11 protein-coding genes are annotated in these 13386 nt (G+C 71.0%); all 11 read left to right on the forward strand.

Annotation, left to right across the window (positions count from 1 at the left end):
• Positions 1 to 260 precede the first annotated feature (260 nt).
• The 11 genes from ABZX90_RS29635 to ABZX90_RS29685 all read left to right on the forward strand — a co-directional run bounded on the left by ABZX90_RS29635 (position 261) and on the right by ABZX90_RS29685 (position 13362).
• On the forward strand, positions 261 to 1928 hold the full coding sequence (locus tag ABZX90_RS29635; protein ID WP_351133261.1) for a CTP synthase: 1668 nt from the start codon (positions 261 to 263) through the stop codon (positions 1926 to 1928).
• A gap of 112 nt (positions 1929 to 2040) precedes the next feature.
• Positions 2041 to 2667, forward strand: a complete 627-nt coding sequence (locus tag ABZX90_RS29640; protein ID WP_351133263.1) for an NUDIX hydrolase — start codon at positions 2041 to 2043, stop codon at positions 2665 to 2667.
• A 226-nt stretch (positions 2668 to 2893) separates the two neighbouring features.
• On the forward strand, positions 2894 to 4975 hold the full coding sequence (locus ABZX90_RS29645; protein WP_355209781.1) for a tetratricopeptide repeat protein: 2082 nt from the start codon (positions 2894 to 2896) through the stop codon (positions 4973 to 4975).
• 162 nt (positions 4976 to 5137) lie between these two features.
• Positions 5138 to 6262 (forward strand): alanine dehydrogenase, encoded by a 1125-nt coding sequence (gene ald, locus ABZX90_RS29650; protein ID WP_351133267.1) that lies wholly within the window; start codon positions 5138 to 5140, stop codon positions 6260 to 6262.
• Between the two features lie 423 nt (positions 6263 to 6685).
• Positions 6686 to 7813, forward strand: a complete 1128-nt coding sequence (locus tag ABZX90_RS29655) for a ParA family protein (RefSeq protein ID WP_351133269.1) — start codon at positions 6686 to 6688, stop codon at positions 7811 to 7813.
• Complete coding sequence (locus ABZX90_RS29660) at positions 7798 to 8376, forward strand: hypothetical protein (protein WP_351133271.1); 579 nt, start codon at positions 7798 to 7800, stop codon at positions 8374 to 8376. The genes ABZX90_RS29655 and ABZX90_RS29660 overlap by 16 nt, the downstream gene beginning before the upstream one ends.
• Positions 8377 to 8394: 18 nt before the next feature.
• The gene (locus ABZX90_RS29665; RefSeq protein WP_351133273.1) at positions 8395 to 9747 is read left to right on the forward strand and encodes a segregation/condensation protein A; all 1353 of its coding nucleotides are present in this window, start codon (positions 8395 to 8397) and stop codon (positions 9745 to 9747) included.
• On the forward strand, positions 9744 to 10400 hold the full coding sequence (gene scpB, locus ABZX90_RS29670; protein WP_351133275.1) for an SMC-Scp complex subunit ScpB: 657 nt from the start codon (positions 9744 to 9746) through the stop codon (positions 10398 to 10400). Before ABZX90_RS29665 ends, scpB begins: the two co-directional genes overlap by 4 nt.
• Positions 10400 to 11632 (forward strand): pseudouridine synthase, encoded by a 1233-nt coding sequence (locus ABZX90_RS29675; protein WP_351133277.1) that lies wholly within the window; start codon positions 10400 to 10402, stop codon positions 11630 to 11632. The genes scpB and ABZX90_RS29675 overlap by 1 nt, the downstream gene beginning before the upstream one ends.
• Before the next feature lie 153 nt (positions 11633 to 11785).
• Positions 11786 to 12775: a sigma-70 family RNA polymerase sigma factor gene (locus ABZX90_RS29680; protein ID WP_355209788.1), complete on the forward strand. Its 990-nt coding sequence runs from the start codon at positions 11786 to 11788 to the stop codon at positions 12773 to 12775.
• Positions 12772 to 13362: a TIGR03086 family metal-binding protein gene (locus ABZX90_RS29685; protein ID WP_351133281.1), complete on the forward strand. Its 591-nt coding sequence runs from the start codon at positions 12772 to 12774 to the stop codon at positions 13360 to 13362. The genes ABZX90_RS29680 and ABZX90_RS29685 overlap by 4 nt, the downstream gene beginning before the upstream one ends.
• Positions 13363 to 13386 lie beyond the last annotated feature (24 nt).

Below are 13386 nucleotides of genomic sequence, written 5' to 3' on the forward strand. Positions count from 1 at the left end.
CAGGATACGACGCACGTGGAAGATCCGCGTGCCGCTCCGGGCAACCCGGCTGAGCCGATCGAGTGAGCGGTGTGCGAGGTGTGTGCCCGGGTGTGCGCGGAGCGTGGCCGGAAGCGGCCTCGTCCTGTCGCTGATACCCTGGTAGCCCGTGGACCGGTGGGCAAGAAACCCCCGAACCGCAGCGACGGCACCCCCGGAAATCTCCGGGCCCCACGCCGGCACGCACCCCAGACCGCGACCACGGGAGCCCCCTCTTGGCCATGCCGCCCAGTGCTTTTCGAAACAGCACAGCCACGACGACCAAGCACATCTTCGTCACCGGGGGTGTCGCCTCGTCCCTCGGCAAGGGACTGACCGCCTCCAGCCTGGGCGCGCTGCTCAAGGCCCGCGGTCTGCGGGTCACGATGCAGAAGCTCGACCCGTACCTGAACGTCGACCCCGGCACCATGAACCCGTTCCAGCACGGCGAGGTGTTCGTCACCAACGACGGCGCCGAGACCGACCTGGACATCGGTCACTACGAGCGTTTCCTCGACGTGGACCTGGACGGCTCGGCCAACGTGACCACCGGCCAGGTGTACTCCACCGTCATCGCCAAGGAGCGGCGCGGCGAGTACCTCGGTGACACCGTGCAGGTCATCCCGCACATCACCAACGAGATCAAGCACCGCATCCGCCGCATGGCCGCCGACGACGTCGACGTCGTCATCACCGAGGTCGGCGGCACGGTCGGCGACATCGAGTCCCTGCCGTTCCTGGAGACGGTCCGCCAGGTCCGTCACGAGGTCGGCCGCGACAACGTGTTCGTCGTGCACATCTCGCTCCTCCCGTACATCGGCCCGTCCGGCGAGCTGAAGACCAAGCCGACGCAGCACTCGGTCGCCGCACTGCGCAACATCGGTATCCAGCCGGACGCGATCGTGCTGCGGGCCGACCGCGAGGTGCCCATCGCCATCAAGCGGAAGATCTCGCTGATGTGCGACGTCGACGAGGCCGCCGTGGTCGCCGCGATCGACGCCAAGTCGATCTACGACATCCCCAAGGTCCTGCACACCGAGGGCCTGGACGCCTACGTGGTCCGCAAGCTGGACCTGCCGTTCCGCGACGTGGACTGGACGACCTGGGACGACCTGCTCGACCGCGTCCACAACCCCGTCCACGAGATCAACATGGCGCTCGTGGGCAAGTACATCGACCTGCCCGACGCCTACCTCTCGGTCACCGAGGCGCTGCGCGCCGGCGGTTTCGCCAACAAGGCCCGCGTCAAGATCAAGTGGGTCACCTCGGACGACTGCAAGACCCCCGCGGGCGCGGCCAAGCAGCTCGGCGACGTCGACGCGATCTGTATCCCCGGCGGCTTCGGCGACCGCGGTGTGTCCGGCAAGGTCGGCGCGATCCAGTACGCCCGCGAGAACAAGATCCCGCTGCTCGGCCTGTGCCTCGGCCTGCAGTGCATCGTGATCGAGGCCGCGCGGAACCTGGCCGACATCCCCGACGCCAACTCCACCGAGTTCGACTCCGGCACCGGCCACCCGGTCATCTCCACGATGGCCGAGCAGCTCGACATCGTGGCGGGCGAGGGCGACATGGGCGGCACCATGCGCCTGGGCATGTACCCGGCCAAGCTCGCCGACGGCTCGATCGTGCGCGAGGTGTACGACGGCAAGGAGTACGTCGAGGAGCGCCACCGTCACCGCTACGAGGTGAACAACGCCTACCGCGCCGAGCTGGAGAAGAAGGCCGGTCTGCAGTTCTCCGGCACCTCCCCGGACGGCAAGCTCGTCGAGTACGTCGAGTACCCGCGCGACGTCCACCCGTACCTGGTGGCGACCCAGGCGCACCCCGAGCTGCGCTCCCGCCCGACCCGACCGCACCCGCTCTTCGCGGGCCTGGTGAAGGCCGCTGTGGAGCGCAAGACGGGCAAGTGACACCAGGGCTGTACGGTGATCGGGGTGCGTGTCCGCGGGTTCTCCCGCCGGGCGCGTGCCCCGGTTCCGTCACCGGACCGGTTTCTTTTTTGCGCGTGTGGGAGGACAGGCCATGACGATCAAGGACACCCCCGAGGAGTGGGAGGTCCGGGCGACCGAGACCCCCTTCAAGGGCAACAAGACCTCGGTGCGCACCGACGACGTGGTCATGCCCGACGGATCGGTCGTCCGCCGCGACTACCAGGTCCACCCGGGCTCCGTGGCCGTCCTCGCCCTCGACGACGAGGACCGTGTCTTGGTCCTGCGCCAGTACCGCCACCCCGTGCGCCACAAGCTGTGGGAGATCCCGGCGGGTCTGCTCGACATCCCCGGTGAGAACCCGCTGCACGCCGCCCAGCGCGAGCTCTACGAGGAGGCGCACGTCAAGGCGGACAGCTGGCGTGTGCTGACCGACGTCTACACCACGCCCGGCGGCTGCGACGAAGCCGTCCGGATCTTCCTGGCCCGCGACCTCGCCGCGGCGGAGGGCGAGCGCTTCGAGGTCGAGGACGAGGAGGCCGACATGGAACTGGCCCGCGTCCCCCTCGACGACCTCGTCCGCGGCGTGCTCGCCGGCGACCTGCACAACAACTGCCTGGTCGTGGGCGTCCTCTCGCTCGTCGCGGCGCGGCAGGGCGACGGACTCGACGCGCTGCGCCCGGCCGAGGCACCCTGGCCCGCGCGCCCCTTCGAGGCCTGACCCGCTTCCGGACCGCCTTCGCCGTCCCCCCGACCCACCTGTGCCCCGCCTCGGACGGGCCGCGTACGCCCGTCCGAGGACGCCGGTCCTACGATCGCCTGATCCGATCGGGGGACGTCTCCGCCGCGCTCCGCCCGGATCGTCGCAGAGCGTGAACTAGGCTCTGGAAACGCCCGAACCGGAGTCCCGGCGGGCTTGCGCGCGCAGTGGAACGGGAGCGTGGCCCGTGGCGGATCAGGCGGTGGACGGCGGCGGCACCAAGGTGTCGGCCAAGGGGCAGCGCCCGGCTGCCGGGTCCGCTCCTACGAAGAGTCAGTTCCTGGGCCGTACAAGAGAGTTGAAGGAACTCCGGGCCGACATCGAGCGCGCCGGCCTCGACACGATCTCCGGCCGCAAGGCACCGCGGGCACGGGTGCTGCTCATCGCGGGCAAGCCCGGCTCCGGCCGCACCGCACTCGCCGGTCAGCTCGCGGAGCAGGTCGCCGAGAGTTACCCCGACGGCATACTGCGCGCCCGGCTCACCGAACCCGACGGCACCCCGGTGCCCACCGAGGCCACCGCGCGTGAACTGCTCACCGCCCTCGGACTGTCCGCACCGCCCGGAGCCGGGCCCGACGACCTCGGCGAGCGATTGCGCGAGGCCCTCGCCGTCCGCCGGGCGGTGCTCCTGCTCGACGACACGGCCGACGCCGAACAGGTCGACGCGCTGCTGCCCGACTCCCCGCAATGCCTGGTCATCGCCGTCTCCGGCGGGCCGCTGACCGGTATCGCGGACGTCCGTCCCTGCACCCTCGGCGGCCTGGACACCAAGTCCGCCCTCGAACTCCTGGACCACTTCACCGGCTCGGTGCGCATCACCGTCGACCCGCTCGCCGCCGAAGGGCTGGTCGAACTGTGCGCGGGCCATCCGACCGCGCTGGTGCTGGCCGGCGGCTGGCTCGCCGCGCGTCCCGCCTCCGCCGTCGCCGACCTCGCCAAGCACCTGCGCACCGAGGGCGAGGACGGCACACCGCTGGCCCGTGTCTTCCGGCTCTCGTACGCCTCGCTGCCGAGCACCGCCGCGCGGATACTGCGACTGCTCTCGCTGGCCCCCGCGGGCCTCGTCGACCCGCACACCGCCTCCGCGCTGGCCGGCTGCTCGGTCCAGGCGGCGCACACCACGCTGGACGACTTCGTCGCTCTCGGCCTGTTGCGGTCGATTCCCTCGCCGCTGCCGCAGTACGAGGTCCCCGGCTGCTTCCAGTCCCTGCTCCAGGCGCTCGTCGAGGCCCATGACCGGCCCGCGGAGGTGCAGTTGGCCCGCGCCCGGATGCTGGAGCGGACCGTACGGCTGCTGGTGTCCTGCCGCGCCATCACCGAGACCGACAGCTCGCCCGCCCGCGAGAAGCTCGCCGGAATGCCGCGTGCCCTGCGCTTTCCCAGCCCCCGGGCGGCCGAGGACTGGCTGCGCGTCCGGCAGCCCGCACTGCTCGCGTCGGCCCGGCTGGCCGTCGCCGACGGGGAGCTCGACACCCTCGCCCGACGGCTGATGGCCGCCCTGGTGCGGGCGATGGTCGTCCATTTCGGGACCCGGGCCGCGGCGGCCGAGCTGTACGGGATCCACCGTCTCGTCCTGGACGTCGCCGAGCGCCGGAACCTGCCCCGCGAGAAGGCCGCGGCCCTGCTCAATCTCGCGGACCTGGACGCGCAGACCGGCCGTACGACCGACGCCCTCGCCCGCTACCGGGCCGCGCTCGACGCCGGACGCGAGGCGAACGACCCGTACGCGACCGGCCGCGCGATGGAATCCGTAGGCGGTGCCCACCAGGAGCTCGGGGACCACGACCGGGCCGCCGACTGGTACGGCAGGGCGCTCGCCCAGCGACTCGCGCGGGACGAGCGGGTGGACGCCGCCCGGCTGTACGGGCGCATCGCCACCGCGCACACCTACGCGGGCCGCTACGGCGAGGCGCTCGTCAACTGGCGCGCCGCGGTCGCGGGGCATCGCAAGAACGGCGATGTCGCCGCCCAGGCAAGGGCGTTGAGCGAGACGGCGCGCGTCCAGGAGTACGCGGGACGGCCCGAGGAGTCGCTGCGCACCTGTCAGGAGGCCGTCGAGTGGGCGCGCCGCGCGGACGACGTACGCCTGCAGGCGGCGTTGCAGCTCAGGCTGGCCGACACCCTGGACCGGCTCGGCGACCCCGCCGCCGCCCGGCTGCACCGCGCGGCTGCCGAGCGCATGCTGGGAGATGAGCTCCCGGAGAACGTATCCGGCATGGAACACGACGCTAATGCCTGCGAAATCCGTAGTGCATCCGCTGAAGATTGACGCATTGAAAGGCTAGACAGAGAGAATCCCTTCATTAGACTGGCTCCGCCGCGTTCTTCCGTGGTGTCTCCCGGTGTGCTCCCGTACGTCGGGTATGTCATGCATTGCCTGGCTTGCATCGCCTCGGCACGCATAGCCCCAGAGCCCTCTGAGTCAAGGACCGTGATCGACGTGAAGGTCGGCATCCCCCGCGAGGTCAAGAACAACGAGTTCCGGGTGGCCATCACCCCCGCCGGTGTGCACGAGCTGGTGCGCCACGGCCACCAGGTCTTCGTCGAGCAGAACGCCGGTGTCGGCTCCTCGATCACGGACGAGGAGTACGTCTTCGCCGGTGCGCAGATCCTGGGCACCGCCGACGAGGTCTGGGCCACCGCCGACCTGCTGCTGAAGGTCAAGGAGCCCATCGCCGAGGAGTACCACCGCCTCCGCAAGGACCAGACGCTCTTCACCTACCTGCACCTGGCCGCTTCCAAGGAGTGCACGGACGCCCTCCTGGAGTCCGGCACCACGGCGATCGCCTACGAGACCGTCGAGCTCCCCAGCCGCGCGCTGCCGCTGCTGGCCCCGATGTCCGAGGTCGCGGGCCGCCTCGCCCCGCAGGTCGGCGCCTACCACCTGATGCGCGCCAACGGCGGCCGCGGTGTCCTGCCCGGCGGTGTCCCGGGTGTGCTGCCGGCCAAGGCCGTCGTGATCGGCGGCGGTGTCTCCGGCTGGAACGCCGCGCAGATCGCCATCGGCATGGGCTTCGAGGTGACGCTGCTCGACCGCGACATCAACAAGCTGCGCGAGGCCGACAAGATCTTCGGCACGAAGGTCAAGGCCGTCATGTCCAACTCCTTCGAGCTGGAGAAGGCCTGCCTCGAGGCCGACCTCGTGATCGGCGCCGTGCTAATCCCCGGCGCCAAGGCTCCGAAGCTGGTCACCAACGAGCTCGTCTCGCGGATGAAGCCGGGAAGTGTTCTTGTCGACATCGCGATCGACCAGGGCGGCTGCTTCGAGGACTCGCGTCCCACCACGCACGCCGAGCCGACCTTCCCGGTCCACAACTCGGTCTTCTACTGCGTCGCCAACATGCCCGGCGCGGTGCCCAACACCTCGACGTACGCGCTGACCAATGCCACGCTGCCGTACATCGTCGAGCTCGCCGACCGCGGCTGGGTCGAGGCCCTGCGCCGTGACAACGCGCTGGCCAAGGGTCTCAACACCCATGACGGCAAGGTTGTTTACCGCGAGGTCGCCGAGGCGCACGGGCTGGAGCACGTCGCCCTGGAGAGCCTGCTCGGCTGAGAAGCCGGTGGCTCCAGGAGTCGACATTCCGGCCGACTCCGGGCTGACAAAAGGCGATACGTCAACACAGGTCGTCAACACCGCGCACCCGGCCGGACCTTGCCCGACAAGGTCCGGCCGGGTGTGTGTCGGGTCACTTTGCGACACTCGTTCAACTCGCCACGAACGTAACTCCTCAACCGATTCGCACACCGGTGAAACCTGCCGTGCGACGGCCTTACGCCCTTGACAGAGGGGTGTTCGGTTGCCGACACATCGGGTCGGGTCCGGCGGATTGTGTTGCTGCGGACCGGTGACACGCCATAGAGTCGCCAATCGTCGGCATGGTGCCACGCTGACCTATCTAGAAGTTTCCTGGTCACCAAGGAGGTAAGACGACTTGTGAATGAGTCGACATTTACTCCCGGGGGTGGTCAACCAGGAATGCCGGCGCGGGGCCAGGGCCCCACGGGGCTCGAGGCTGTCGGCTCCGTCGCTGTCCGAACCTTCGCAGCCCATCAGAGTCCCCGGATGACGCAGACAGCACACCCGAGCATGGATGGCCATCACGTGAACGCCATGGCCGGCAACGGAAGTGGCGAGAACCACACCCACTTCGCCGACTACGACGAACTGCCCGAGGGGCACTTCTACGACCCCGACGCCGAGTACGAGCCCGATCCGGAGTACGCGGCCACGCTCGCGCCCGACGCGGCCCGCCAGCGCCGTGAGCGCATCGGCCCGACGGGGCGCCCGCTGCCCTACTTCCCGATCCCGGGCCCGCTGACCAGCCACGGCCCCGCGACGATCATCGCGATGTGCAACCAGAAGGGCGGCGTGGGCAAGACCACGTCGACCATCAACCTGGGTGCGGCGCTCGCGGAGTACGGACGCCGGGTGCTGCTCGTCGACTTCGACCCGCAGGGCGCGCTGTCCGTGGGTCTCGGCGTCAACCCGATGGAGCTCGACCTCACCGTCTACAACCTGCTCATGGAGCGGGGCATGGCGGCCGACGAGGTGCTCCTGAAGACAGCGGTCCCGAACATGGACCTGCTGCCCAGCAACATCGACCTGTCCGCCGCCGAGGTACAACTGGTGAGCGAGGTCGCCCGCGAGTCCACACTGCAGCGCGCCCTGAAGCCGCTGATGGCCGACTACGACTACATCGTGATCGACTGTCAGCCCTCGCTCGGCCTGCTCACCGTGAACGCGCTGACGGCTGCCCACAAGGTGATCGTGCCGCTGGAGTGCGAGTTCTTCGCGCTGCGCGGTGTCGCCCTGCTCACCGAGACCATCGAGAAGGTCCAGGAACGGCTCAACCCCGAGCTGGAGCTCGACGGCATCCTCGCCACGATGTACGACTCCCGCACGGTGCACAGCCGTGAGGTGCTCGCGCGCGTCGTCGAGGCCTTCGACGATCACGTCTACCACACCGTGATCGGCCGGACCGTCCGCTTCCCGGAGACCACGGTCGCCGGTGAGCCGATCACCACGTACGCCTCCAACTCCGTCGGTGCCGCCGCCTATCGCCAGCTCGCCAGGGAGGTGCTCGCCCGGTGTCACGCCGAGTGAGTCTGCCGGGGGCCGACGAACTGTTCCGTACCACCGGGGGCATGGCGCTCCAGTCGTCCAGCCCCAACCGTCGGACCAACGGCGAGGCCCGGGTGCCGGCTCCGGCCGGCGAGAGCGACGCGGCGGCCGGGGAGGACGCGCCCCAGTCGGTTCCCGTCCAGGGCGGTGACGGCGAGGGCGACGAACATGTCGCCGCCGACGCCGAGTCGTCCGGCGCGGGAGAATCCCGTAGCCGGGGCAGCGCCGCGGATCGCTCGGGGCGACGTCAGACGACGCAGGAAGGTTCTGCCGCCCCTGCCGCCTCCGGGCAGGCCTCCCGTAAGCGGGCGCGTGCCGCCAACCGCCGGCCCAGCGGGCGGGAGCGGCACGACGAGAAGATCACGGTGTACGTGTCCGCCGAGGAGCTGATGGACCTCGAACACGCGCGTCTGGTGCTCCGCGGTGAGCACGGGCTCGCCGTCGACCGCGGGCGGATCGTCCGTGAGGCGGTCGCCGTGGTGCTCGCCGATCTGGAATCCCGCGGGGACGCGAGCATTCTCGTACGACGACTGCGTGGGCGGTAGCGGTAGCCTGCGACGGCTATGACCTCGAACGTCCCGCCCCCGTCCGCCGCCTCCGGCGGCCGTCGGCGTGCGCTGGGACGCGGGCCGGGTACGCCCCCGGCCGCCCCGGCCGAGGCACCCCCCGAGCCGTCCGAGGCGCCCGCCGAACCGCCGGAGACACCCGCCGAGCCGTCCGAGGCGCCCGGAGAGGGCGCCGGGAGGCCCGCGCGGCCCGAGACACCGGTCGAGCCGTCGGGGACGCCTGGAGACGGTGCTGAGCCGTCCGCCGAGCCCGGGACACCGGTCGAGCCGTCCGGAGGGATCGCCGAGGCGGCTCCGGGGCCCGCGAGGACCGTAGAGCCGTCGGAGAAGCAGGCCGAGTCGTCCGAGCCGTCCGAGGTGTCGGACGTGCCCGGAGGAGGCCACGAGTCGTCCGCGGGCCCCGGGACACCGGATGGGCCGCCGGAAGCGTCCCCAGAGGGTCCTGGGCCGTCCGGGGCGCCCCTCGGGCCGTCCGGGGTGTCCGCGGAGGCTTCCGACGGTGCTGCCGCCGCAACCGGTGACGGTGTCTTCAAGGTGCGGCTCTCGAACTTCGAGGGGCCCTTCGACCTGCTGCTCCAGCTGATCTCCAAGCACAAGCTCGATGTCACCGAAGTGGCGCTGTCCAAGGTCACCGACGAGTTCATGGCGCACATCCGGGCGATGGGCCCGGACTGGGACCTCGACCAGACGACCGAGTTCCTGGTCGTCGCGGCGACGCTGCTCGATCTGAAGGCGGCGAGGCTGCTGCCGACCGCCGAGGTCGAGGACGAGGCCGATCTGGCCCTCCTGGAGGCGCGGGACCTGCTGTTCGCGCGGCTGCTCCAGTACCGCGCGTACAAACAGATCGCGGACATCTTCAACGCGCGGCTCGAAGAGGAGGCCCGCCGCTACCCCCGTACCGTCGGCCTGGAAGCGCATCACGCCGAGCTGCTGCCCGAGGTCGTCATCAGCATCGGGGCGGAGGGGTTCGCCAAGCTCGCCGTGAAGGCGATGCAGCCGAGACCCAAGCCGCAGGTGTACGTCGACCACATCCACGCGCCGCTCGTCAGCGTGCAGGAACAGGCCCAGATCGTGGTGGCGCTGCTCCGGGAACGCGGCGAGGCCAGTTTCCGCTCGCTCGTCGAGGACACCGACGACACCCTCACCGTGGTCGCCCGGTTCCTGGCCCTCCTGGAGCTCTACCGGGAGAAGGTCGTCGCCCTGGACCAGAAGGAGGCCCTCGGGGACCTCATGGTGCGCTGGACGGGCGGAGAGGGCGACGACCGGCCGAGGGTGACCGACGAGTTCGACCGGCCCGCGGAAGCGGTGAAGGACGAGGCCCGGCGCGGGACCAAGGAGGAGAAGGCGTGAGCGAGGAGACCACCGACACCCCCGCGGGGCCGCGCACCGTCGCCGACCTCGATCTCAGGCCCGCCCTGGAGGCCGTCCTGATGGTGGTGGACGAGCCGGCCACCGAGGAACACCTGGCCAAGATCCTGGAGCGGCCCAAGCGGCAGATCGCGGACGCGCTGCGCGCCCTGGCCGACGAGTACACCGTCCAGGGCCGCGGTTTCGAGCTCAGGCTGATCGCGGGCGGCTGGCGCTTCTACTCGCGCCCCGAGTACGCGAGCGCCGTCGAACGCTTCGTCCTGGACGGCCAGCAGGCCCGGCTCACCCAGGCGGCCCTGGAGACGCTGGCGGTCGTCGCGTACCGCCAGCCGGTCAGCCGATCCAGGGTCTCGGCGGTCCGCGGAGTCAACTGTGACGGCGTGATGCGCACCCTCCTCCAGAGGGGTCTGGTCGAGGAGGCGGGCACGGAACCCGAAACAGGTGCGATCCTGTACACGACGACGAACTACTTCCTGGAGCGAATGGGCCTGCGCGGTCTGGACGAGCTCCCGGAGCTCGCGCCCTTCCTCCCCGAGGCGGACGCGATCGAGGCCGAGACGCTGGAAGGGGTCCCGTCGTTCGATCCGGATGCACCGGATGCAGATGCAGACGACACGACGACGACGGAACTTTGATGCGAAGCAGTGGCAGCGGCAATGGCAGGAACAGCGGGCGCGGCAACCCGCGGGGAACCGGCGGGAGCAGCGGCTCACGTGGCAGCGGCAACCCGCGGGGTACCGGCGGAGGCGGTGGCTCGCGTGGCACCGGCAGCCCGCGTGGGGCCGGCGGAGGCGGCACCCGTGGGACGGGCGGGGGCGGCGCGCGGGGAACCGGTGGGACCGGCTCCCAGCCCAGGAGCGCGGCGGCAGGACGCGACGACCAGCCGAAGCGTCCCAGCAAGCCCCGTCCCGAGGAGCGTCGCTACGACGTAGGCCCCGGGGGCACGCATGAGGGCCCGAAGTCCGGGCGCGGAGCGTCAGCGCGCGGTGGCGCCAAGGGCGGCCCCAAGCAGGGCCAGCAGCGCGGCGGCCGGACGGAGAACGCGCGCTCCCGTGAGTACGAGACCCGGACCGAGGAGCGCAACCGCGACCGGTACGCGGGCAAGCCGGAGATCAAGCTGCCCAAGACGTTCCCGGGCGCCGAGCAGGAGGGTGAGCGCCTGCAGAAGATCCTCGCGCGCGCCGGCTACGGTTCCCGGCGCGCCTGCGAGGAGCTGGTCGAGCAGGCCAGGGTCGAGGTCAACGGCGAGATCGTCCTGGAGCAGGGCCTCCGTGTCGACACGGAGAAGGACGAGATCAAGGTCGACGGCCTGACGGTCGCGACGCAGTCGTACCAGTTCTTCTCGCTGAACAAGCCGGCCGGTGTCGTCTCCACGATGGAGGACAACGAGGGCCGTCAGTGCCTCGGCGACTACGTGACGAACCGCGAGACGCGGCTCTTCCACGTGGGCCGGCTCGACACCGAGACCGAGGGCGTGATCCTGCTCACCAACCACGGCGAGCTGGCGCACCGGCTGACCCACCCGAAGTACGGCGTGAAGAAGGTCTACCTCGCGCACATCGTGGGCCCGATCCCGCGTGACCTGGGCAAGCGGCTCAAGGACGGGATCCAGCTGGAGGACGGGTACGCCAAGGCGGACCACTTCCGTGTCGTCGAGCAGACCGGCAAGAACTACCTCGTCGAGGTGACCCTGCACGAGGGCCGCAAGCACATCGTGCGCCGCATGCTCGCCGAGGCCGGTTTCCCGGTCGACAAGCTGGTGCGCGTCGCGTTCGGCCCGATCACCCTGGGCGACCAGAAGTCGGGCTGGCTGCGCCGCCTGTCGAACACCGAGGTCGGCATGCTGATGGCCGAGGTCGGCCTCTAGCCCTCGGAGCGGCGTCCGCGGCTCTCGAAGCCCTCGGACGCCTCAAGCGCAGACGGCCGGTCCCGGAACTTCTCCGGGGCCGGCCGATTCGTTTTCGCCGTCCCGCCGGTCTGTACCGGTGAACGGACCACCGGTGCGTCACGGTGTGCCCCGGTGCGAACGAAGGGAGCGGCGATGACCGCGACGACGGACCGCGACGACTTCGTCCGGCTGACCGATCCGTACCGGCGGGAGCTGCTCGCCCACTGCTACCGCATGCTCGGCTCGGTCGACGACGCCGAGGACCTCGTCCAGGAGACGTATCTGCGGGCCTGGCGGTCCTACGAGGGGTACGAGGGCCGGGCTTCCCTGCGTACCTGGCTCTACCGGATCGCCACCAACACGTGCCTGACGGCGCTGGAGGGGCGGGGGCGCCGTCCGCTGCCCACCGGGCTCGGCGGGCCGGGAGACGCGCCCGAGGAGCCTCTGCGGGCCTCCGCGACGGACATTCCGTGGCTCCAGCCGCTGCCCGACAGGCTCATCGACCCGGCGACGGTCGTCGCGGCGCGCGGGACTCTGCGGCTCGCCCTGGTCGCCGCGCTGCAGAACCTGCCCGCGCGGCAGCGGGCCGTGCTGATCCTGCGGGACGTACTGGCCTGGCGGGCGTCCGAGGTCGCGGCCCTGCTCGACACGTCGACCGCGGCGGTCAAGAGCACCCTCCAGCGCGCGCGTGCCCGGCTCGACGAGGTCGCGCCGGACGAGGACCTGGTGGTCGAGCCCGCCGGTGCCGACGACCGCGAACTCCTCGACCGCTACATGTCGGCCTTCGAGAACGCCGACATGGAGTCGCTGCTGGGGCTGCTGCGGGACGGCGTCGAGCTGGAGATGCCGCCCCACCTGGAATGGTTCAGCGGCAGGAAGGACGTCCTGCGGTTCCTGCGCGTACGGGTGCTGTCGGGGCGCGAGACGGGATGGATCCGCATGCTGCCTGTCCGGGCCAACGGGCAGCCCGCGGTGGCGGCGTACGAGCGCGGCATCGACGGGGTGCTCCGGGCGCACTCCGTGCAGGTGCTCACCGTCGAGGAAGGCGGCGTCGCACGGCTCACCGTCTTCCTGGACCCGGAGCTGTTCGCCGCCTTCGGCCTGCCCCGGATCCTCCCGTGAACCCCGGAGAGCTCCTGGAGCGGTCGCTCGCGTACGCGCTGGGCAGCGTCGCCGTCGTGCCGCGTGACGGTCTGCGGTGGCCGACGCCGTGCGCGGCTTGGGACCTCGGGGAGTTGCTCCACCACCTCGACGACTCGGTGGACGCCCTCTACGAAGGCGTCGCGGACGGGCGGGTCGGGCTGGGCCCTTCCCCGCCCGCCGCCGATCCGGTGTGCGCCTTCCGGGAACGGGCCGGCGCCCTTCTCGGCGCCTGGGCGGCGATGTCCGCCGCGCGGCCCGCCCCGGCCGTGGGTGACCGGTGCATGGACCCGGGGCTGCTGGCGGCCGTCGGTGCCCTGGAGATCGCGGTGCACGGCTGGGACGTCGCGCGGGCCTGCGGGCAGGGACGGCCGATCCCCTCGGCGCTCGCCGCCGAACTGCTGCCCGTCGCGTACATGGTGGTCGCGGACGCCGACCGCGGTGTGCGGTTCGCCGACCCGGTCGACGTACCGGTGCGGACGGGGCCCGGCGGTGTGCTCCTCGCGTTCCTCGGGCGGCGCCCCCAGCCGCGATTCCTTTTCGGCGCGGGTCCGGTCCGTCTTCCGTGAGTGATCCTCACGGAAGGAACCGTC

The organism is Streptomyces sp. NPDC002935 (assembly GCF_040611295.1).
Classification (GTDB): Bacteria; Actinomycetota; Actinomycetes; order Streptomycetales; family Streptomycetaceae; genus Streptomyces.

Bases quoted from the DNA above. Each gene is read 5' to 3' on its own strand.
- ABZX90_RS29640 (WP_351133263.1), top strand. From the start codon at position 2,041: ATGACGATCAAGGACACCCCCGAGGAGTGGGAGGTCCGGGCGACCGAG.
- ABZX90_RS29635 (WP_351133261.1), top strand. From the start codon at position 261: ATGCCGCCCAGTGCTTTTCGAAACAGCACAGCCACGACGACCAAGCAC.
- ABZX90_RS29665 (WP_351133273.1), top strand. From the start codon at position 8,395: ATGACCTCGAACGTCCCGCCCCCGTCCGCCGCCTCCGGCGGCCGTCGG.
- ABZX90_RS29655 (WP_351133269.1), top strand. From the start codon at position 6,686: ATGCCGGCGCGGGGCCAGGGCCCCACGGGGCTCGAGGCTGTCGGCTCC.
- ABZX90_RS29675 (WP_351133277.1), top strand. From the start codon at position 10,400: ATGCGAAGCAGTGGCAGCGGCAATGGCAGGAACAGCGGGCGCGGCAAC.